Annotated in this window: 15 protein-coding genes; 6 read left to right on the top strand and 9 right to left on the bottom strand. The window is 69.6% G+C overall.

Annotation, left to right across the window (positions count from 1 at the left end; all coding sequences use genetic code 11):
* Nucleotides 1-19 precede the first annotated feature (19 nt).
* The 8 genes from MMF93_RS27685 to MMF93_RS27650 form a co-directional block, all read right to left on the bottom strand.
* Complete coding sequence (locus tag MMF93_RS27685) at nucleotides 20-1,108, bottom strand: SAM-dependent methyltransferase (RefSeq protein WP_242755715.1); 1,089 nt, start codon at nucleotides 1,106-1,108, stop codon at nucleotides 20-22.
* On the bottom strand, nucleotides 1,096-1,941 hold the full coding sequence (locus MMF93_RS27680) for a thioesterase II family protein (protein WP_242755713.1): 846 nt from the start codon (nucleotides 1,939-1,941) through the stop codon (nucleotides 1,096-1,098). Before MMF93_RS27680 ends, MMF93_RS27685 begins: the two co-directional genes overlap by 13 nt.
* Nucleotides 1,928-3,001, bottom strand: coding sequence for an NAD-dependent epimerase/dehydratase family protein (locus MMF93_RS27675; RefSeq protein WP_242755711.1), 1,074 nt, complete (start codon nucleotides 2,999-3,001; stop codon nucleotides 1,928-1,930). Before MMF93_RS27675 ends, MMF93_RS27680 begins: the two co-directional genes overlap by 14 nt.
* A 2-nt stretch (nucleotides 3,002-3,003) precedes the next feature.
* Nucleotides 3,004-9,804 carry a type I polyketide synthase gene (locus MMF93_RS27670; RefSeq protein ID WP_242755709.1) on the bottom strand — a complete coding sequence of 2,267 codons (6,801 nt, stop codon included), beginning with the start codon at nucleotides 9,802-9,804 and terminating at the stop codon, nucleotides 3,004-3,006.
* Nucleotides 9,805-9,819: 15 nt separating this feature from the next.
* The gene (locus MMF93_RS27665) at nucleotides 9,820-11,418 is read right to left on the bottom strand and encodes an amino acid adenylation domain-containing protein (protein ID WP_242755708.1); all 1,599 of its coding nucleotides are present in this window, start codon (nucleotides 11,416-11,418) and stop codon (nucleotides 9,820-9,822) included.
* Between the two features lie 26 nt (nucleotides 11,419-11,444).
* Nucleotides 11,445-13,340, bottom strand: coding sequence for an aminotransferase class I/II-fold pyridoxal phosphate-dependent enzyme (locus MMF93_RS27660; RefSeq protein WP_242755707.1), 1,896 nt, complete (start codon nucleotides 13,338-13,340; stop codon nucleotides 11,445-11,447).
* Nucleotides 13,337-13,600 (bottom strand): acyl carrier protein, encoded by a 264-nt coding sequence (locus MMF93_RS27655; protein WP_242755706.1) that lies wholly within the window; start codon nucleotides 13,598-13,600, stop codon nucleotides 13,337-13,339. The genes MMF93_RS27660 and MMF93_RS27655 overlap by 4 nt, the downstream gene beginning before the upstream one ends.
* 64 nt (nucleotides 13,601-13,664) lie before the next feature.
* A complete protein-coding gene (locus tag MMF93_RS27650) occupies nucleotides 13,665-14,666 on the bottom strand; it encodes a beta-ketoacyl-ACP synthase III (protein WP_242755705.1) in 1,002 nt (333 codons plus the stop codon).
* Nucleotides 14,667-15,020: 354 nt separating this feature from the next.
* On the opposite strand from MMF93_RS27650, the gene MMF93_RS27645 reads away from it, so the two are divergent.
* The 6 genes from MMF93_RS27645 (at nucleotide 15,021) to MMF93_RS27620 (ending at nucleotide 20,396) form a co-directional block, all read left to right on the top strand.
* The gene (locus MMF93_RS27645; protein WP_242755704.1) at nucleotides 15,021-15,266 is read left to right on the top strand and encodes an acyl carrier protein; all 246 of its coding nucleotides are present in this window, start codon (nucleotides 15,021-15,023) and stop codon (nucleotides 15,264-15,266) included.
* Nucleotides 15,263-16,492 carry a beta-ketoacyl-[acyl-carrier-protein] synthase family protein gene (locus MMF93_RS27640; RefSeq protein ID WP_242755703.1) on the top strand — a complete coding sequence of 410 codons (1,230 nt, stop codon included), beginning with the start codon at nucleotides 15,263-15,265 and terminating at the stop codon, nucleotides 16,490-16,492. The genes MMF93_RS27645 and MMF93_RS27640 overlap by 4 nt, the downstream gene beginning before the upstream one ends.
* Nucleotides 16,493-16,537: 45 nt before the next feature.
* Nucleotides 16,538-17,425: a DUF6206 family protein gene (locus tag MMF93_RS27635; RefSeq protein ID WP_242755701.1), complete on the top strand. Its 888-nt coding sequence runs from the start codon at nucleotides 16,538-16,540 to the stop codon at nucleotides 17,423-17,425.
* Nucleotides 17,422-18,195, top strand: a complete 774-nt coding sequence (locus MMF93_RS27630) for a 4'-phosphopantetheinyl transferase family protein (protein ID WP_242755699.1) — start codon at nucleotides 17,422-17,424, stop codon at nucleotides 18,193-18,195. Before MMF93_RS27635 ends, MMF93_RS27630 begins: the two co-directional genes overlap by 4 nt.
* 19 nt (nucleotides 18,196-18,214) lie before the next feature.
* Complete coding sequence (locus tag MMF93_RS27625) at nucleotides 18,215-19,381, top strand: nitroreductase family protein (protein WP_242755697.1); 1,167 nt, start codon at nucleotides 18,215-18,217, stop codon at nucleotides 19,379-19,381.
* A 364-nt stretch (nucleotides 19,382-19,745) separates the two neighbouring features.
* The gene (locus MMF93_RS27620) at nucleotides 19,746-20,396 is read left to right on the top strand and encodes a helix-turn-helix transcriptional regulator (protein WP_242755696.1); all 651 of its coding nucleotides are present in this window, start codon (nucleotides 19,746-19,748) and stop codon (nucleotides 20,394-20,396) included.
* A gap of 66 nt (nucleotides 20,397-20,462) precedes the next feature.
* Here the strand turns inward: MMF93_RS27620 and MMF93_RS27615 are convergent, their stop codons facing one another.
* Entirely contained in the window at nucleotides 20,463-20,780 is a 318-nt protein-coding gene (locus MMF93_RS27615; RefSeq protein WP_242755695.1) for a RedY protein, read from the bottom strand.
* Nucleotides 20,781-20,836 lie beyond the last annotated feature (56 nt).

Below are 20,836 nucleotides of genomic sequence, written 5' to 3'. Positions count from 1 at the left end.
CCTGAGGTCTCCTGACTGCTCAGTTCAGCGCAAGCTGCGCGTTGGTGCCCGTGCAGGCGCGGAACTGCTCACCCGGAATGACCTGGGTCACCGCGACATCGGTGAATCCGGCTTCCTCGAACTGCGCCGTGAGTTCGTCCTCCCGCGGGAGCGGACCCCCGAAGTCGGAGAAGTGGAACCAGAGGTTGAGCGCTTCCAAGCCGGCGTTGCCGCCCTGACAGGACGTGGTCAGCAGGAGCTTGCCGCCCGGTGCGAGCAGCCGACGGGCCCGGCGCAGCGTTTCGACACGCTCGTCCGGCGGGAAGTAGTAGATGTTGTTGTGCATCGTGACCAGGTCGAACTGCGGTTCCATACGCAGTTCGCGCAGATCCCCCTGCCGGGTCTCGACCTGGTCTGCCAGCCCCCATGCGCTCATGTTGGCGGCCGCCTGATCGGCGACGCTCTTTTGCATGTCGATGGCGAGCGCCGTGAGCCTGGGATTGAGCCGGGCGGCGTGGCGGACGTACGTCCCACTGCCACAACCGACCTCCAGCAGCCGCACGGGAAGCGATCGCTCCAGGTTCTGGTCCACGGCCGCCTCGACGAAGGACTCCACCACCCGGGTCGACCGGGCGATGACCGCGCCGTCCTGGTCGTCCAGCGAGAAGCGCCGGCCTTCACGCAGCATCTGCGGCCCGTGCAGCAGAGCCGGCACGTGGAAGCGGATCACCTCCTCCAGCGCCGCGGCCACAGCGTCGTTCTGCGGCTGGGCGAGGAACTTCGCGGGGAGGCTCGAGAGCTGGTAACAGCCCTCGCCCGTGTCGAGGTCACCGAGCTTGACTCCCATGTCGAGCCAGGCACGCAGCCGGTGTTTCTCGTCGGGGCCCACGGCGAGCCTTTCGGCCAGCGTCTCCAGATCGCACGGCCGTGACGCGAGACAGCGCAGCACGCCGGTGTTGGACGCGGAGGCCAGGAACGCCAGCCGGTAGGTGGGCTCGATGAGGCCCTTGGACAGGGCGAGGAGCACCGGCAACCGCGGATTGGCCAGGACTTTCAGTATCTGCACGAGCCCGGTGACCGGCTCCTGGACACGGTTGCGAGCAGCTGTGGCGAGGTTCAGGAGATCCATGGTGCTTCCCTTCGCGCAGGGGCGGACTGGAATCCGGCGGCCCGAGCGGGCAGGTCGGCGGCGGCTCCGGCGAGCTCGTCGGACAGGCTCCGCAGCAGCCGTTCCCGGGTGGGCCCGTCGTTCAGGAAGAAGTGGTCGCCTTGGAAGTGGCGGCGCAGGAAGGAGCCCGAGGTGTAGTCGCGCCATGCCTCCGTCTGGGCAGCGGAGGCGAGGACGTCCCGGGAGGCGGAGAAGGCGGTCATCGGACACCGCAGCGGGCGGCGGGGCCGCCACCGGTACGTCTCGCACACCCGCAGGTCCGCTCGCAGGACGGGCAGTCTGCGTTCGAAGTACGCCGCGTCGACGGCTCGGTCCCGCTCGAGACCGCCCAGATCGCTCACGAGGGCACGCAGTTCCCCGTCGGACAGCAGGTGGTCCGCACGCGTTCCGTACAGGTGGGGCGCCCGGCTACCGGAGACGTAGAGGTGGAACGGCTCCTGTTCGCCCCGCTCCCGCAACTCGCACGCCACCTCGTAGGCGAGGAGGGCACCCATACTGTGGCCGAACAGCGCGTAGTCCCGGCAGATGCCGGCTTCCACGAGCGCGGAGGCCAGGTCCGACACCAGCGCGGCCGACGCCGTGTAGGGCTGCTCACGCAGGCGCAGGCCGCGTCCCGGCAACTGCACGGAGACGACCTCGACCTCCGGCCCCAGGCGCCGCTGCCACTCCCGGAAGAGCGAGGCCGTGCCGCCCGCGTACGGGATGCACACCAGCCGTGCCGGTGCGGGACCGTCGTGGGGGGCGGGGCCGGGGAACCAGGCCGCCGTTCGGGAACCGGCCTCAACGGGCGACATGTTCGCGTCCCTCGGTGGAGTCGAGCCATGCCAGAGTGCGGCGCATGCCCTCGGTGAAGCCGACCGGGCTCTCGAACCCGAAGTCCCGCTGCGCCTGCTGGATGCCATAGGACTGGTCGCGCTCGAACAGGTGGACCGTGTGACGGGTCAGGACAGGCCGGGAGGTGATCCGCAGCGCGCCGTAGAGCTTCTCGGAGAGGAGGGCGGCCCCCGTGGCCACGGGGGCCGGCAGGTTGAGCCACGGAGGCTTGACGCCCAGTCCCACTGCCAGCGCCTCCACGTACTGGCGCCACGTCGTCCGCTCCGGGTCGCGGAGGTTGTAGACCTTGCCGACCGTCTCGCCCGAGGTGGCCGCGGCGATCATGGCGTCGACCGCGTTGTCGACGTAGAGCAGGCCGGCGGGAACGTTCCCGCCGCGGATGTAGAGCATCTGCTTCTGCAGCAGCAGATTGCCGATCTCGATGACGAAATCCTTGCTGCGTGGCCCGTAGACGGACACCGGACGCACGATGGTCACCCGCATCCCGGTCTCACCCGCCGCCTTGCGCACAGCCCGTTCGCCCATGAGCTTGCTGCGGTTGTACGGCAGGCCGATGTCCTTGCCTCCGGCCGACTCGTCGCACGGCTGCTTCGGATATCCGTACACGTCGGTGGTGCTCACGTGCAGAACCCGGGATACCGTGCCCGCCTGGTGAGCGGCCTCGACGACCCGCTTCGCGCCTTCGACGTTGACGCGGTGGAAGTCCTCCCAGGGCCCCCAGTCGGCGGAGACTCCCGCGCAGTTGTAGACCGTGGTGACCCCTTTGGCGGCGCGGCAGAGGCTGTCTCGGTCCTCCAGGTCGCCGATCTCGGTCTCGATCTCCTCGGCGACGTCGGCGAAGCCCGATGGGTCGCTGCCGGATCGCACCAGGACCCGCACGCGGTGGCCGCGTGCGACCAGGCGTCGGGTGAGGTGGCCGCCGATGAAGCCGCTGGCACCGGTGACCAGCACGTCGGCCGCTGCTTCGGAGGGGGCGTGCGCCGTTTCGGCCGCGGAGAGGTCAGTGTTGTGGGTACCCATGATCACACCAGAAGGTCGAGGGAACGTTCGAGGTCGGCTTCGCTGTGGTCGGCGTTGATGAAGAAGCGGAGACGGCACGCGTCCGCGGCCACCGCGGGATAGCCGATGGGCATGACGTTGACGCCTTGCTCCAGGAGCGAGTTGGAGAGCGCCATCGTCTTGTTCCAGTCGCCCACGATGACCGGGATCACCGCGGACGCCCGCGAGACTCCGATGTCCAGACCGCGATCCCGGGCTCCGGTCCGGAAGTACTCGGCGAGCTGCCGCACCCGCGCCACGCGCTCGGGCTCGTCGCGGATGACCCGCAACGCCTCCAGAGCGGCCGCCGTGTTGGCCGGCGCGATCCCGGTGCTGAAGATATGGAGCGGAGCCGTGTACTTGAGGTACTCGATCAGCGGACGGCGCGCTGCGATGTAGCCGCCGAGACTCCCGATGGCCTTGCTGAGAGTGCCCATCCACAGCTCGACGTCGGTCCGGCGGACGCCGAAGTGCTCGCCGACACCGCGGCCGGTGGCGCCGAGCACGCCGAGGGAGTGCGCCTCGTCGATCATCAGCATCGCGTGGTGCCGCTGTTTGACCTCGATGAAGCGAGGGAGCTCGGGGATGTCCCCGTCCTGGCTGTAGGCACCCTCGATGACGACCAGTGCACGGCGGTACCGGCTGCGGCTCGCTGCGAGGATGCGGTCCAGGGCTTCCCAGTCGTTGTGCGGGAACGGCCTGCGCTGTGCCCCGGAGAGGATGCACCCCCGCACCGTGCTGTCGTGGCTCCACTCGTCGTGGACGATCAGATCCTCCGGCCCGAACAGATGGCCGACCGTGGCCACGTTGGTGGCATGTCCTCCGGCGAAGACGATGGCGTCGTCGGTGCCCAGGAACGAGGCGATCTCGGCGTCGAGCTCGTGGTGCAAGGGGGTCTCGCCGAACAGCAGCGGTGTCGCCGAGCTGGACGTCCCGTAGGTGTCGATGGCCTCCTTGGCCGCCTGGCGCACCCGAGGATGGTGCGAGAGGGCGAGGTAGTTGAAAGCGGCGAAGTTCACCGCTTCGCGGCCGTCGACGGTGACGATGCCGGAGTTGAACCCCTCGTGCGTGCGCCCGTAGGGATTGTCACCGTGCGCGACGGTCTGCCGAAGTCGGCTCTGGAGCTCCGCGTATTCCTGCCACTCCTCGATGGCGTGCTCCTGCCGCACCGGAAGCTGCGGCGGCACGGCCGGGTACGGCGGACGGTCGCTCGGGCCCGCGGCACCGCCTGTGGGGACCGCGGACGGACTCGCCGGGTGCTCTGCCGCGCCGCCTTGTCCAGCGCCCGCCGACAAAAGCAGGTCGATCACGTCCCGCACCGTGGGTTCCTCCGGCAGGCTGTGCCGCAGTCGCTCCGCCTCGAGCGGGAAACACGCGGAGATCCTGCGCTGCAGATCGGTGCGCATCAGGGAGTCGAGACCCAGATCCAGGACGAGCCTGGCATGCAGGGGTATCTGCGTGGCGGGAAATCCGCAGACCCGGGCAACACTGTCGAGTACGGCTTCGGCGACACCCGAGGTGGGACCCTGCGCCGGCCGCGTCTCGTCAGCGGGCGCCCCGTCGAGCGTCGTACGAGGTGCGGCGGCGCCTTGGGGCGACGGCACGGACGAGACGACCGGCGGGGAAGGCGTCCGGCCGGGGCCGTGGGGGTACTCCCTTGCCTCAGGCCGTCCCGCCCCGTCGCGGCCGGGGCGCTCCGGGCCGTCCAGGCCGCCGCCGGCTGCCGACCCCTCGTCCGACGGCGTGAACCAGTACGAGTCACGCTCGAAGACGGTGTGCGGGGCGGATACCCGCGGCTGTGTGTCTTCCGGTTCGAGCCCTCGCCAGTCGACGTCGCGGCCCGCGCAGTGCAGCCGGCCGAGCGATCCGAGGAGTGTCGCCCACTCTCCTGTGGCCCGGCGCGCGGACGGCAGCCACAGGAGTTGTTCCGCAGCCGTCGCCCGGTCCTGCATCAGGGACCTGCCGGAGGAGAGCAGCGCAGGATGCGGCCCCACCTCGACGAACGCGTCGCACCCCAGACCGCGCAGCGTGGTGAAGGCATCGGCGAAACGGACGGTGCCCACCATGTGCCGGGCCCAGTAGTCGGCGTCCACCCGGTCGACGAGTTCGCCGGTGGCGTCCGACACCCAGGGAATGGTCGGCCGGCCGAAAGTGAAACCTGTGAGCGCCTCCCGCAGCGGTGCCGCGGCTCCGTCCATCAGCCGGGAGTGGAAGGCGTGCGAGACGTCCAGCGCACGCACGTCGGTCTGCTGCTCCGCGAGCCGGTCGCGAACAGCCCCGATGTCGTCGGTGGGGCCGGAAAGGACGAGATACCGGTCGGCGTTGACAGCCGCGACCGAGACCGAAGGGAAGTCCGCGGCCACGGTGAGGACAGCCTCGCTCTCGCCCTGGCATGCGATCATGCGCCCGTGGCCGGGCTGCGCCCCCATGAGTCTGCCGCGCTCGACTGCGAGGGTGAGCGCGTCCTCGAAAGACAGTACGCCGGACACACAGGCCGCGCCGATGGCGCCGACGCTGTGGCCCAGCACCGCGGTGGGCTGCACCCCAGCGGCTGCCCAGACGCGGGCGAGCGCCACGGAGAACGCCACCAGGGCGGGCTGGCAGTATTCGGTGCGCCGGAGCCGCTCTCCCCCCTCCTCGTCGAAGAGGAGGTCGCGCAGCGAGAGGCCGAGCAGTGGTCGCGCGATTCCGTCGGCATGGTCCAGCGCGTCCGCGAAGGCTCCGTGGCACTCGTACAGTTCGCGCCCCATGCCCGGATGCTGGGTGCCCTGGCCGCTGAAGAGGAACGCCACCGTGGGCACCTGGTCCCCTGGGCCGCCCCTGGCCACCGCCGTCGAAGCCTCCCCGTGCGCCAGCGCCGTAAGACCCGCGTCGAGTTCGGCGCTCGTGCCGAAGGTCACGGCGGCGCGGTACGCAAGGTGCGTGCGCCCGGTGTTCGCCGTACGGCACAGGCCCGCGAGGGACTCGTCCGGACGCGCCGCCACGTGGGTGCGGTACCGGTGTGCGAGGGTGGCGAGAGCCGAGGGGGTGTGCCCGGACAGGCACAGCGTGTGTGCGGGACGGGAAACGGTCACCGGCTTCTCCTCCTCCGCTGCCCCGGACGGGGCAGCGGGCGGCTCCTCGACGATCAGATGCACGTTGGTGCCACCGAAGCCGAACGAGCTCACGCCGGCCCGGGCGGTCTCGCCCGGCGGCAGGGACCGGCGCTCCGTGGGCACGGACAGCCCCGAGCCCTCCCAGTCCAGCAGCCGGTTCGGCTTGTCCAGGTGCAGCAACGGCGGGACCTCGCGGTGGCCGACGATCAGCGCCGCCTTGATCAGTCCGGCGACACCGGCGGCCGCCTCCAGATGTCCGATATTGGTCTTGACCGAGCCGACGAGACACGGCTCTTCGCGCTCGGCTCCGCCGTAGACCTCGGCGAGTGCTTCCCACTCGACAGGGTCACCCAGCGGGGTGCCGGTGCCGTGCGCCTCGACGTAGTCGATCCGGTCGGCCTCCACCCCGGCCTGGGCGAGTGCTCCGAGAATGACGTCGCGCTGGGCCGCACTGCGAGGCGCGGTGAGGCCGTTGCCGCGGCCGCCGTGTGCCAGGGCAGAACCGAGGACAGTCGCATGGACGCGGTCGCCGTCGGCCAGCGCGTCCGAGAGCGGCTTGAGGCAGAGCAGACCGACTCCCTCACCGCGCACATAGCCGTCCGCCGCGTCGTCGAAGGTACGGCAGCGCCCGCCGGGCGAGAGCATCTCCCCGTCGAGGAGTGCGGCCGACAGGCCGGGAGCGAGCAGCAGATTGGCTCCCCCGGCCAGAGCGATCCGGCTCTCCCCCCGCCACAGGCTCTGACAGGCCATGTGCACTGACGCGAGGGAGGCCGAACAGGCGGTGTCCACGACGAAGCTGGGGCCGCGCAGGTCGAAGAAATAGGAGAGCCGGTTCGCCGCCATCGCGGGGGCGTTGCCCGTCGCGGCGTAGACGTCCGTCTCCCGGGGAGAGCCGAGTTGCAGCTGCCCGTAGTCCTGGCTGCTCACCCCGACGACGACGGCGGTGTCGCTGCCAGCCAGCCGGTCGGGCGCGATGCCCGCGTCCTCGAACGTCTGCCAGGCGACCTCCAACAGCATGCGCTGTTGGGGGTCCATGCGGAGCGCTTCGCGGGCCGAGATGCCGAAGAACCGGGCATCGAACTCGTCCACCGCGTCGAGGAAGCCCCCCTGGTCCGTGGTGCCCGCCTCCCGCGCGTTCCACCGCCCGTGCGGCATCTCACCGACCGCGTCCCGGCCGTCGAGCAGCAGTCGCCAGTAGCTGTCCAGGTCCGGGGCGCCGGGAAAGCGACACCCGATGCCGACGATCGCGATGGGCTCGTCCGGGTCGGTCGGCCCGCCGGCGTGGGGAACGGCGACCGCGTGCGGGGGATGTTCGGCACCGAAGTGCGCGGCCAGGTCCCTGATGGTGGGGTGGTCGAAAACGGTGCCGGTCGGCAGTCTGCGGCCGAGCCGCTCACCGAGCTCCGCCGCGACGGCCACCGCCTGCTTGGAGTCGAGACCGAGCGAGGAGAGTGTCCGGGTGGGGTCGACCACCGAGGCCGGGAGGCCGAGGCGGTGGGCCACCCGCTCATGCAGCCAGGCTTCGAGTTCCTCTCCGTTCTTCTCGTGGCCGGCACCCGGACCCGGCGGCGAGGCCTGCCGGGCAGGGCCGCCGGGTGCGGGCCGGTGCCGGGCACCGCGCAACTCGTCCAAGCACAGCTCGACCAACGAGTCCACCTCGGGGGCGACCAGGAGCTCGCCGACGGCGATCCGGACACCGAGGCGCTGCTCGAGGACCGCCACCAGCTCCAGGAGGCGTGGGTAGTCGAAGCCGAGGGAGGCGAGAGTGCGGGGCCCCCGCCCTTCCTCCGTCGTTGAGCCCGCGGCTTCCTCGACCGCTTCCTCAATGATTTCGGTCACCCGGGAGCGGCGGGCCGTGACGGACAGCCCGGGCAGGTCCCAGCTCGGCGACGTCACGCCGCCTTCCCCGGTGGGCGCGGGTGTGCCGGTGTCGCGGACGACGCTCGCGGCCACCACCGGCATCCGCAGGTCCAGGAAGTTCTGCCGCGTCGCCTGGCGCTGTACCTTGCCGCTGGTGGTCTTGGACACCGACGAGTGCCGCACCAGCGCGAGGGTGTGCGGGGTGATCTCGTGCTCCTCGGCAAGCGCGGTGCGCAGCCGCGCCAGGACCGAGGTGAGGTCCTCGGTGCCCCTGCCGACCTCGTAGACCAGGGCGAGCTGTTCACCGCCGGGGGTGGGCAGTCCGAAGGCGGCACCACAGTCGGCGCGCAGGGCTTCGCTCGTCTGCTCCACGGTGAGTTCGACGTCGTGCGGGTACACGTTGCGCCCCTGGACGATGACCACGTCCTTGATGCGGCCGACGAGGTAGAGCTGGCCGTCCCGCTGGAAGCCCAGGTCACCGGTGCGCAGCCAGCTCCTTCCCGGCTCGTCCGCCAGCTTTGCCCCGAACGTCTCGGCTGTCAGCTCGGGACGGTTCCAGTAGCCGAGGGCCACGCTGGGCCCGGCGAGCCAGACTTCGCCGATTCGCTCGGCGCCGGCGTGCTTCCCTGCGGAGTCGACGACGGCGACCCGGGCGTCGGGGACAGCCGGGCCGCAACCGACGACGCGGGTGACGTGTTCACACCCCGGTTCGGCGTCCCGCACCGCGCCCCTCGCCAACGCCCGGGCGTCGACGGACCGGTCGGTGGGTGGCTCCCCCGGCCCGATCCCCGTCGCCATCAGGGTTGCTTCCGCGAGCCCGTAGCAGGGCAGAAGGGCTCGGCGGTCGAATCCGGCGGGGCCGAAGTAGTCGGCGAAACGCTCCAGCGTCTCGGCGCGGACCGGTTCCGCTCCGTTCAGTGCCAGCCGCCAGTCGCTCAGGTCCAGGGCGTCACGCTGTTGTTCGGTGATCCGTCGAAGGCACTGCTCGAATCCGAAGTTGGGCGCCACGCTCATCGACGCGCGGGTTTCGGAGAGGGTCTCCAGCCACAGAAGAGGCCGCTGCACGAAGGTCATGGGGGCCATCAGGTGCGAGCTGAACCCCCCGTACATCGGGGTGAGCAGGCCCCCGATGAGTCCCATGTCATGGTATGGCGGCAGCCAGGAGACCATGCCCGCTCCGGAATCCAACTCCAGTCGCAGGTGGGAGGAGCGCAGGTTGCGGACGAGGTTCCCGTTGCTGACCATGACGCCTTTGGGCGTGGCGGTCGAGCCGGATGTGTACTGCAGGAAGGCCAGCGACTCGCTGGTGGTGGACGGTTCGACCCACTGGTCTCCATCGGACTCGCGCAACTCGTCCTCGGTCACCCAGCACAGCCGGTCCAGCCCCAGCCCTGCCGCCTTCTCCGGGGTACCGTGCGCGGCGTCCCTGACCGCGCGGGTGGTGAGGGCGTGAGTGGCGCCCGAGTCACGCGCGATGCCGGCCAGCCGCTGCATGGTCTGCCCCGACCCGGCACTCTGCGGCGGGTATGCGGGCACGGCCACGGCACCCGCGTACAGGCATCCGAAGAACGAGGCGACGTAGTCGAGCCCCGGTGGGTGGAGCAGCAGCACCGGGCTGCCTTCCAAGCGCTCCCGCTGGAGATACGCCGCGACCGCACGCGCACGGCGGTCCAGTCCGGCGTAGTCCCAGGACTCGCTCCCACCACCGGTGTCGGTGAGAAACCGGTAGGCGACCGCGTGTGGCGTCAGTTCGAGACGCCGGCGCAGCAGACCGGCGACAGTGGCCGGCTCCGCTCCCTGCCAATGCGTCTCGATCGGTTCTGGAGTCACTGCCGTTCGTCTCCGTCACTGTCGAGCCGCGCCGGTCGGCGCCGCGATGGGACGTGCCGTTCCGTTCGCCAGCCGGCGGTAGTCAGCTTTGCCGTTTGCGTTGCGGGGCAACTGGTCCAGACACGTCGCCGTGTGAGGCAGCATGTAGACCGGCAGCCACCGCGCGCAGTGCTGCTTGAGCTGGACCAGGCTGGGCTTGGGCGCCCCTGGGCACAGCGTGTAGTAGAGCGCGAGGCGCGCCTGCGGACCCTCTCCTGCCAGAAGCACCGCGGCGTCGGCGATGTCGGGGTGGTGCTGTGCGGCCGCCTCGATCTCCCCGAGTTCGATCCGGTAGCCGGAGAGTTTGACCATGCGGTCCTCGCGGCCGCGGTAGACCAGCCGGCCGTCTTCCTCGTAGCTGACGAGATCACCGGTAGGGTGGCGGCCCGCGCAGTGGAAGGCAGTGGCCGGGTCCGCGGTCCGGCGCCAGTAGCCCGGGGTGACACAGACGCCTTCCACGACGAGGTGGCCGATCACTCCCGGCTCCGAGACGAGCGCCCCGTGGTTGTCCACCACCCGCAGCCCGGCGCCGGTGACCGGTCCGCCGATCGGGACGGGGGTGCGGCGCTCCAGGTCTTCGGGGCGGACCCGGTGGAAGGCACAGACGTTGGTCTCCGTCGGCCCGTAGAGGTTGTAGAGCGCGGTCTCCTGCGGCAGCAGCTCCGCCAGAGCGCGCAGCCGGGGTATCGGGAAGACCTCGCCGGCGAAGAGCACGTAGCGCAGGGAGCGGGCGTCCGCACAGGTGAGCGCTCCCGAGGCGGTGAGCAGGCTCAGGATGGAGGGAACCGAATACCACACGGTGACGCCGTGCTCCCTGATCCCCGCCGCCAGCGCTGTGACGTCCCGGGCCGCCGAGTCACCGACGATCCACACGGCGGCTCCCACGGTGAGCGCGGTGAACAGGTCGAAGGTGCTCAGGTCGAAGTTGAACGAGGCATGGTTCGCGAACACGTCGCGGGGCCCGACGTCCAGTTCGGTACGTGCCCAGCCGACGAAGTTGGCGAGGTTCCGGTGGGAGAGGCGCACCCCTTTCGGCGCCCCGGTGGAGCCGGAGGTGTAGAGGATCGCCGCGAGGTCGGTGGGCCCGACTGCGGGCAGCAGGGCGATCCTGTGGGCAGCGGCCTCGGTGAACTCCCGCCAGGGACGGACGGGGACCTCGCCCACCGCTTTCACAGGTGTCTCGTCGTCGACCACGACCAGCTCGAGTGAGGAAGGCAGCGGTTCGTCGCCGAGGAGGGCCAAGTGTCGTGCGTCGGTGAACAGGACGACGGGTTCGGCGTCGGCGAGGATGGTCTGCGCCCGCTGCCTGGGCTGCCCCCCGTCGAGCGGCACGTAGGCGCAACCGACGTCTAGTGTGGCCAAAATGGCCTCCGCGTAGCGGGGCTGCTTGTCCATCCAGACGGCCGTCCGGTCACCGGGCCGGACGCCGAAGTCGAGCAGCCGGACGGAGAGGGCGTCCACCCGTGTGGTGAGCTCCCGGTACGTCAACGGTTGCGCACCGACGAAGGCGGGGCGTTCGGCCTGTTCCCGGGGGAAGTCGCGGCGCAGGCGGATCACCGCGCAAGGTGTGTCCATGGCTGTTCCCCATCCCTCCTGTTCGCTCACCGGTCGGCTCGCAGGACACCGGTCTCACGTGCCGCGTCGCGGAATATGTCCGCGGCGAGTTCGAGGTCCTCGGGGGTGTGTTCGCAGGTCACGCTGACGCGTAGCCTGGCGTCCCCGAGCGGGACACCGGGGAAGACGACGGTCTGGCAGAACAGCCCCCGGGCTCGCACCGCGCGCCCCATCTCCATGGCCAGCCGTTCGTCGCCGACGCGGATGGGCAGGATGGCGCTCTCGGAGTTCTCCAGATCGAAACCCGACTCCAGCAGCCGGGCGCGCAGTGCGCCGATGTTGGCCCACAGGCGCTTGACCCGTTCCGGTTCGGCTTCCAGCACGTCGATCGCCGCGATCAGGCCGGCGGCGACGCCTGCGGGGATGTTGGCGGCGAAGACGTAGGAGTTCGAGTAGTAGCGGAGGTACTCGACAACCTCCTCGTCACCGACCACGAAGCCGCCCATGCCGGCCAGTGCCTTGCTCATGGTCCCCAACTCGAGGTCTACTTCGCCCTTGAGGCCGAAGTGTTCGCTCGTGCCCGAGCCGCGGGCGCCCAGAACACCGGTGGCATGCGCGTCGTCGATGAGCACGCGGGCACCGTAGGTTCTGGCCAGCCCGAGGATTGAGGGCAGGTCGCAGACGTCACCGTGCATGCTGAACACACCGTCGGCGACGATGAGGGTCCCTCCGGGGGAATCCGCGCCGCGCTTGAGGACACGCTCCAGGTCCGCCATGTCGTTGTGCTGATAGATCCTCCGGGCGGCCCCGGAGAGTTTCGCGCCATCGAGGATGCTCATGTGGTTGAGCTTGTCGGCGACGAGCGTGTCGTAGCTCTTGACCAGAGCCGAGATCGCGCCCAGGTTGGCGGCGTACCCGCCCGGGTAGACGATGCAGGCCGGCCGTCGCTTGAAGGCCGCGAGCCGGCGCTCCAGCTCCTTGTGGAGCATGTTCGTCCCGCCGATGAAGCGGGATCCCGTGTGCGTGGCCCCGTAGCTGCGGGTGGCCTCGCAGACCGCCTCGATCACCTGGGGGTGGTTGGCGAGGCCCAGGTAGTTGTTCGAGGCGAACATCAGGAACTCGCGCTTGCGTCCCGTCAGTTCGTCGAAGATGACCGCGCGGTTCTCACACCGGGAGTGCAGCGGCATGCCGTACCAGTAGAGCTGATCGTCCTCGCGGCGGCGAAGATAGGCACCGAAGCTCCGGGTCTTGGCGAAGAGGTCGGAGTCCCGCTCCTCCAGAAAGTCCTTCATCGAACGGCCGTCCCAGCCGTCCTCGGAAACCGCCGGCACGGCCGCCTCCGCCGGGGCCCCGACTGTTCCGGGTACCGGCGCGTCGGCCCTCTTGGGCACTCGTTCCGCAGCGGACACGGTGCCGTCGCGTACCTCCTGCGCCAAGGCCGCTGTCAGCCGAGTGCTCAGCTCGCGCAGCGTGGTGGACTCGCCGCTGTCCGGCAGGGCCCGCGGAGCACCCAGTTCCTCGGCTGCCTCGGCGACGATCGCGGTGAGGACGACGGAGTCGATGCCCAGGTCCCGCTCCAGGTGGGCGTCGACGTCGAGCTGGTCGCTCCGGTACTGGGTCTGCCGCAACGCGGCGGCCACGAGAGCGGACAGGACGGTGTCAGGGCCGTCCGCCCAGGCCGCCGCGTCGGTGCCCACTTCCGCAGCCACGGCCGAGACGAGTTCCCGCAGAGTCGTCGCCCGCTCTCCGAGCCCGTCCGAGAGGCCGAAGTGCTCCCTCAACGAGGCAAGGATCGATTCGAGGATGACGGAGTCGATACCGAGGTCGGCCTCGAAGTGGAGGTCGGGCTGGAGGTAGGACTCGTCGTACAGGGTGCACTCCGCCACGATCCCCACCACCTGCGAGTGCAGCGCAGCGAGTGCGGAACTCTCCAGTTCCGTCATGCGGCGTCCCCTTTCTCGTTCTGACGCAACCCGTCAACCATCGCGGAGATCGTGCGCACGGATCGGAAATTCTTCAACGTCACGTCCCGCATGGGTACGCTGATGGAGAATTCACGCTGGAGGAAGCCGACAAGGTCGAATATCCCCATCGAATCGATGATGTTGAGTTCGGTGAGCGGCGTGTCCGGCTCCAGGCTTTCGGCGTCACCGCCCATCCAGACATCGACGATGTAGTCACTGATGAGTTTCTGAGTTTTCATTGCGGTCCTCGGTTCGATCGCGGTGGCATTGCCGGTCCGGCGGCGCCGCTCACGACGCGTGGGGTCAGCTCGGGTCGACGGCAGGCCAGATGAGCGTCGTCGCGCCCCACGTGAGACCACCGCCGAACGCCGTCAGCAGCACCCGGTCGCCGGGCCTCAGCGTCCCTGCGGCGTGGGCATGAACGAGCGCGAGGGGAATGGAGGCCGCGGCCGTGTTACCGACCTCGGCGATGTTGCTGACCGCCCGCTCGCTCGGCAGGCCGATCTCGTCGGCCAGCCGCCGGGTGATGCGGTGATTCGCCTGGTGAGCGACGAGATGGTCCACCTCGTCGACCCGCCACCCGGCGCGGTCCAGCACCGTCTGCGCGCTTTGCCCCATACGCTGGACTGCCAGCCAGAAGACCCGCTTGCCCTGCATCGTGAAGTAGTAGTCGTCGGGCACCGGGACAGGCCAACCGCCCTCCGGCGGGGGCCCGCCGGCCGGTACGGTGATCAGGTCCACCCCGTCACCGTCGCTGCCCAGGTCGAACGGGCCCAGCGCACCCTCCTCCGTGCTGCTGCCCGCACGCAGCACCGCGGCACCGGCTCCGTCCCCGAAGATCACCGAGGTGGAACGGTCGGCAGGGTTGAGGAGGCGGGAGAAGGTCTCCGCTCCGATGACCAGCACGCGCTCGGCGATGCCACCCGCGATCAAGCCGGCGGCGGAGGCAAGGCCGTAGAGGAATCCGGAGCAGACGGCGGATACGTCGAACGCGGCAGCGTGCCCCAGTCCCAGCTTGCCGGCCACGGTCGGCGCGGTGGCCGGGCAAGGGCGGTCCGGCGTGGTGGTCGCCACGACCACGGCGTCGACGTGCGGGTGCCCCGAGGACTTCAGCGCCCGGGAGCCGGCGCCGACCGCCAGGTCGGAGGTGCGCACGGAGGAGTCAGCCACGTAGCGCTGGGCGATCCCGGTCCGCGAGCGCACCCATTCGTCGGAACTGTCCAGCCGTGCCGCGAGCTCCGCGTTGGTGACCAGCCGAGGCGGCAGGCAGGCTCCGATTCCGGCCAGCACAGCCGCGCGGCTCATCGGATACCGCCCGTCAGACGGATGCGGCCAGGGGCCGCCGCCCGGGACACCGAGTGCGGCCGGGTCGTACGGCGTCGGCAGGGAACCACCGTGTGCTCCTCCCCGTGGATGACAGCCCGTGGGCTCGGGTCGCTGGGCAACGTACGGGGCGCGGCTGACGCGGCGCTGACCGATTACTGACCCCCGTGACCGTCAGGCATCGGTCAGCGCGCCGTCAGCCACGACCTCCATAGTCGGCGCCATCCCATACGTCGCTGCCCAGGCGGTGGGGCACCGATGAGCACGACCTCGTCTTCCAGGAAAAGCCGCGACACGAGTGGGCCGAACCGTTCTCCGGAAGGGAAGATCACAGGTATGAGCGCCATGTACGAGAAGCTGGTCGACATACTCGGAAATCACTTCGCCGTCGACCGCGGGACGATCACCCCGGAAGCGACTTTCGAGGACCTGAAGATGGACTCGCTCTTCCTCGTTGAATTCCTTCTGGTGATCCAGTCGGAATTCGACGTCAAGCTCGAAGACGACGCTGCCACCCTGACCGACACCATCGGACACGTGGCGCACTTGCTGGAGGGCCGGACCAAGGCCACGGCCCAGTGACAGCCTCCGCGCCCGTCGCCGTCACCGGCCTGGGTCTGATCACTGCCTCCGGCATCGGGGCGGAAGAGACCTGGCGGGGTGTGTGCGAGGGACGCTCCGCGGCGGCTCGAGACCCCCGCCTCCAAGGACTCCCCGTCGACATCTCGTGCACGGTTCCGGGCCTGGACCCGGCCCGGCACGTGGGCAGGCGCAGCCCCCTGATGCACGACCGCTTCATCCAACTGGCCATCGTCGCCGCGCGCGAGGCGGTCGCGGACTGCGGCCTGGACCCTGAGACCTGGGACGGCGCCCGAGTCGGCGTCGTGGTCGGATGCGGGCTCGGCGGTATCGGGACGATGGAGACGCAGCACCGGCGCCTGCTGGAGAACGGCCCCGCGTCGGTCTCGGCGCTGCTGCTGCCGATGTTGGTGCCGAACATGGTCGCAGGCCATCTGGCCATCGACCTGCGTGCCACCGGGCCGAACTTCGTGACCGCGACCGCCTGCGCGTCCGGCGGCACGGCCATCGGCACCGCCGCGAGCCTCCTGCGCGACGGCTCCTGCGATGTCGTCCTCGCGGGGGGCACCGAAGCGAACGTCACCCCGCTCATGGTCACCGGCTTCAACCAGATGGGTGCGCTCTCGCGCAGGGTGGACGAGCCGGAAGCCGCCTCACGCCCCTTCGACCAGGACCGGGACGGGTTTGTCATCGGGGAGGGCAGCGGTGTCCTCGTCCTGGAGCGGGAAGCCGACGCATCGGCCCGCGGTGCCCGGATCCGGGCCAGGCTGGCCGGGTACGGCGCCTCCGCCGACGCTCACCACATCACCGCACCCGAACCTGAGGGGGCCGGCGTGACGCGGGCGGTCGAGGACGCACTGGCACAGGCGGGCGTCGGTGCCGGCGAGATCGGACACGTCAATGCCCACGGCACCTCCACCCCGCTCAACGACGCCGTCGAGGCACGGATGCTGCGTCGGGTCATCGGCGACGGCGCGGCGGTGACCTCCACCAAGGGAGTGCTCGGCCACACCCTCGGCGCGGCGGGAGCGATCGAGGCGGCCCTGACGGTGCTCGCCCTCGAACGGTCCACGATCCCGCCGACTGCCAATCTCGAACGTCAGGACCCGGCACTGGAACTGGATGTCGTCACCGGCCGGCCCCGCGAGGAGAAGATCGAGGCAGCCATGAGCAACTCGTTCGGCTTCGGGGGCCAGAACGCGGTCCTGGTCTTCACGCCCGGCAACTGAAGTCGACAGGGCGGAAGAAGTCCCGCCGTAAGGAAGTGGCGCCTCATGACGTTCACGGTCCCCGACAGCGATCTGCGGGCGCTGGAGACACGCGTGCGCACGGCACTCCGCGACTCCGACGACACCGCCTTGCCGCTCCTGGGCCACGGCGAAGTGGCCCTGGTCCTGGAGTTGGCCACCCAGCAGGGTTCGTTCGCCTGCAAGCGGCTCCCCGTCTTCCCCGACCGATACCGGTACCTCGCTTACGAGCAGGTTCTCGGAACCTACTTGCGCCGGCTGCGTGAGGGCGGCATCCGCGTCGCGGAGACCCAGCTCTGGCACGAACAAACCGAGGCGGGCCGGATCACGGGCTATTGCGTCCAAGAGACCCTTCCACGCAAGCGGTTGTGCTCGTCTTTGCTGCACAGCGAGGGGCAGGCATGGGCAGAGAGCTTCTTCGCCCGGTTCCTCGACCAGGTCGAGGGAGCCGTGTCGCCCACTCTCGGGCTCGACGCGCAGGCGTCGAACTGGGTCGACCTCGACGGCGAACTGCTCTACATCGATGTGACCTCACCGCTCATGCGGGACGCGGCGGGCAAGGAGCTCCTGGACACGCGGCTCTTCTTCGCCTCGCTTCCCTGGCTGGTGCGGGATCTGGTCAGAACAGCCACTGCCAAGTCCATCTTCGACAAGTTCTACACGACACGCGGCGTGGTGCTCGACTTCCTGGGCAACCTGCACAAAGAGCGCTTGGCCGAACTCATACCGGGCTTTGTGGAACAGGCCAACGCGCGGCTCGCGACACCGCTCACCGAGAAGGAAGTAGCCGGGTACTACCGGGCCGACGCACGCTCCTGGGCCCTCATCCAGCGGCTGCGCAAAGCCGACCGCTTCTGGCATCGCGTGCTGCGCCGCCCGTATCCGTACCTGTTGCCTCCCGATGTCGACCGGTGAGCCGGTACCGCGCCCTCGACGGCATAGGACCTTCGCTCGCCCTGGACCCCCGCCTGCCACTGCGCATCCACCACTTCGCACCCCGCCTGACACTCGCGGTGGTGTCCATCGCCCGGCTGCGGGGGGCGGGCGACGAGGTGCTCCGAGGACTGTCCGACCGGCATCTGACCCCGCGGGAGGCCGCGCACGCCGCCGCGATCCCGCGAGCACGCCGACGGTGCGAATGGCTCGCGGGACGACTGGCCGTCAAGCACAGTGTCCGCGCCTACCACCTGCGTCACTGGGGCAGCGTCGTTCATGGCCGCGCCATAGACGTCGACACCGTCGCCGGTGGCATCCGGGCGGGCAAACCTGTTGTCAACGCGCCGGTGGAGGTGGGGCTCTCCCATTCGGCCGACCTGGCGGTGGCGGCCTGCGGACCGCACGCGGTGGGGCTCGATCTGGAGCACCAGCGTGCGGTACCGCCGCTGCTGGCCCGCCTCCTGCGTGCCGAAGGCGCACCCGGCCGCACAGGTTCCTGCCACCCACTGCTGGTCCGGATGCCGCTGCCGTTGCGCTGGGCCTGTAAGGAGGCCGTGCTGAAACACTACGGATTCGGGCTCCGGGTCGACGCCGGCGAAGTACAACTGACCGGGTGGGCCCCGGACGGCCGGTTCACCTGGCGTGCCGGGCCGGACCTGTTGCGCCACGCCCCGGCTTCCGGCAACGGGCTCAGGGAGAGCTGGGCACTGGAGATCGACGGCTATTACCTGGCCGTGGTCAGCGCATAGGAATCCTGAGGGAGGACGGATGCAGCCGACGGACATCAAGGAGCACGGCGCGGAGGAGGAGTTCGGTGCCGCGCTGACCGCCGCGACCGCGCTGGCCGCGCACGCGCCCTCGTCGCACAACTGCCAGCCATGGGGGATCGTGCGGCTGGCCGGCACGCGCGCACGGGCGGCTGCGGGGCATGTGCTCGGCGTCGAGCCCCGGCCGGACGAGGAGTACGTGGCGCTCGCCCTCGACCACGAGCGCGAACTCTCGGCTCTGCCCGCGCACGCGACCGAGATGCGGGTCAGTTGCGGTGCTTACTGGCGCATACTGCTGCGCGGGCTCGCAGCACAGGGCTGGCACGCCACCCGCACACGCACACCGTCGTTCGAGACCGCTCCTGTACACGGCTGGCCCCACCGATGGTCGTTGCTGTGCATCGGAGCACTGCGCCGGACCGCGACGTGTCAGGAGAGCCTCGCGGAACTGCACGGCTCGGTACACAACCGCCGTACCTGTCGCGGGCCCTACCGGAGCGAGCCCCTGGACCCGGCTGTCCTCACGGTCCTGGAGCGCCCCTTTGAAGGCCCCGGCGAGGCGCCCGCCGGTACCGTGACCACACAGCACGTCACCCAGCCTCATCTCGTCCGCGCCTTCGCGGACTTCTGCGCACAACACGCCGGGCGGGACTTCAGCCATCACAAAGCCTGGCGGGAGACCCACTCCTTCCTCCGCTGGAGTGCGGCGCACGCCCGCAGCCGGGGCGACGGGTTCACCCTGCCACAGCTCTTCGGCCCGCTCTCGCCCCTGCGGCAGTTGAGCACGCGGGTGCTTCTCAACCCCGGAGTGCTGTCGCCCCTCTGCGGCCTCGGATACCACCGCAGGCTGGCCGCCGGTGTGGCGACGCTCATCCGGGAGAGTACCCCCGGACTGTTGGCCATGGGCTTCGGCGCCCGACGACCAGGACTCGCCGACATGCTGGCCGGCGGCGCCCGGCTCGCGGACTACTGGCTGGCGGCGACAGAGGCGGGAGTCGCCCTGCATCCCCTCAGCGTCGTCGTCCAGCACGAGGACCTGCGGCAGGAGTTGCAGAAGAGTCTGGACCTGAGGGGCCGCACCTTCTTCATCAGCCGGCTGGGCAGCCCCGAGGTGGAGGGCCCACCCACGGTCAGGCGGCAGGGCTCCGCGGTACTCGACCCCCTGTGACCTGGTTCCGGGCACCGGTTTCCCGGCCGTAGCCGGACACCGGTGGACCAAGGACTGGGGAAGGCCACCGACTGCGGGATGGCTGCACCATGCACTCGTTTCGTCCGGTACGGCCGAGTGGGAAAACGCTCATTCTCTGTTGATTGAGCATTCGGATCATCCTGATAGGAATTCCTGGATACCATCTGACCGACGTGCTAAAGTTGCGCAATCCAGGAAACGGGGGACGATCACCTATGAGTGTGGGATTGCTGACGGGCCGCTGGGTCAGCAGAAAGCGCGCCAGACCCCCCGCCCGGTACGCGCGGGAAGCTCATCCATACGGACACCCCCCTCGACCCGAAGGCGTCAAGGGGGTTGCGTCATGAGCACGGACATATTGATTTACTGCGACAAGTTGATCATGTGCCAGGGGCTGCACGCCCTGCTGGTCCAGCACAACCTGCAGGTCACAGCGGAGATGTCGATGCGACGGGTCGTCGCGCTCGCGACGGAGGATCCGCCCGATGTGATCGTCGTGGTCAGTCCGGCCCTCACGGTGGACGACCAGCAGGAGCTTGCCGATCTCGCCCGGCTGGGCAAGGTACTCATGCTCGCCAAGGCGGAGAATCTGCCCCGGTCTTTCGAGGCATTAAAAGTCGGAGTGCGCGCCGTACTGTCCGTGGAAAGCTCGATCGATGAGCTTCTGCATGTCATAGAAACACTGATCAGAGTCGACGCAATTGTCGTTCCGGTAGCAGCCCGGAAATCTGTCGAAATGCTGGCACGCCCCTGCGTTCCCCCCACGGCCGGCAATACACTGACGGTTCGGGAGAGTGAAGTCTTGTTGCTACTCGCCCAGGGCCTGGTGAACGACGAAATCGCCACGAAACTGTCGGTTTCCAGCGCCACAATTCGTTCTCACGTCCACAATCTGATGCACAAACTCAGCGTACGGTCACGGGCCCAGGCGGTCGCTCTCGCTTATGAGACCGGCCTGATCAACACGATCGGGCGGAACGTGCCGCAGCGCTGAGATTCCGCGCCCCTCCCCTGTCCTCGCCCCGGGCGTCCCCGGGGCCGCGGGCCCGCACCGGCCACGTCATCCCGCCACGTAACCGCAGCCGACGCGCTCTCCGGCCAACTCGTCCACCACCAGCGCCAGTTCGTCGAATTCGGCCGCCAGCTTCCGGAAGACATCCCCTTCCATGTCTTTCCGGAACGCTTCGCGGCTCTGTACCGAGATGACCTCGAAGTAGTCGCAGGACGCGGTATCTCCGGCCGGAACACGCTGTACGCCGAAGGAGATCACGCTGGGAAGTCGGGGGCAGGCAGCGTAGTCCGACTCACGCACCCACGTTTCGAACCTGGCCGGGGTCACGCCGTCCCGCAGACGGATCCGATGCACGATCACATCCATGCTGTACTCCATTCTCTTCCTGGCGAGACCGCTCTCCCACCTCGCCTGCGTCAAAG

Source organism: Streptomyces tubbatahanensis, assembly GCF_022699385.1.
GTDB classification, from domain to species: domain Bacteria; phylum Actinomycetota; class Actinomycetes; order Streptomycetales; family Streptomycetaceae; genus Streptomyces; species Streptomyces diacarni.
Note: the sequence above shows the minus strand (reverse complement) of the source record. Positions and strands in the feature narration are given on the sequence as shown.

Excerpts from the sequence above, each read along its gene's own strand:
- MMF93_RS27685 (WP_242755715.1), bottom strand. The coding sequence starts at position 1,108 with ATGGATCTCCTGAACCTCGCCACAGCTGCTCGCAACCGTGTCCAGGAG.
- MMF93_RS27680 (WP_242755713.1), bottom strand. The coding sequence starts at position 1,941 with ATGTCGCCCGTTGAGGCCGGTTCCCGAACGGCGGCCTGGTTCCCCGGC.
- MMF93_RS27675 (WP_242755711.1), bottom strand. The coding sequence starts at position 3,001 with ATGGGTACCCACAACACTGACCTCTCCGCGGCCGAAACGGCGCACGCC.
- MMF93_RS27665 (WP_242755708.1), bottom strand. The coding sequence starts at position 11,418 with ATGGACACACCTTGCGCGGTGATCCGCCTGCGCCGCGACTTCCCCCGG.
- MMF93_RS27660 (WP_242755707.1), bottom strand. The coding sequence starts at position 13,340 with ATGACGGAACTGGAGAGTTCCGCACTCGCTGCGCTGCACTCGCAGGTG.
- MMF93_RS27655 (WP_242755706.1), bottom strand. The coding sequence starts at position 13,600 with ATGAAAACTCAGAAACTCATCAGTGACTACATCGTCGATGTCTGGATG.
- MMF93_RS27650 (WP_242755705.1), bottom strand. The coding sequence starts at position 14,666 with ATGAGCCGCGCGGCTGTGCTGGCCGGAATCGGAGCCTGCCTGCCGCCT.
- MMF93_RS27645 (WP_242755704.1), top strand. The coding sequence starts at position 15,021 with ATGAGCGCCATGTACGAGAAGCTGGTCGACATACTCGGAAATCACTTC.
- MMF93_RS27635 (WP_242755701.1), top strand. The coding sequence starts at position 16,538 with ATGACGTTCACGGTCCCCGACAGCGATCTGCGGGCGCTGGAGACACGC.
- MMF93_RS27625 (WP_242755697.1), top strand. The coding sequence starts at position 18,215 with ATGCAGCCGACGGACATCAAGGAGCACGGCGCGGAGGAGGAGTTCGGT.
- MMF93_RS27620 (WP_242755696.1), top strand. The coding sequence starts at position 19,746 with ATGAGCACGGACATATTGATTTACTGCGACAAGTTGATCATGTGCCAG.
- MMF93_RS27615 (WP_242755695.1), bottom strand. The coding sequence starts at position 20,780 with ATGGATGTGATCGTGCATCGGATCCGTCTGCGGGACGGCGTGACCCCG.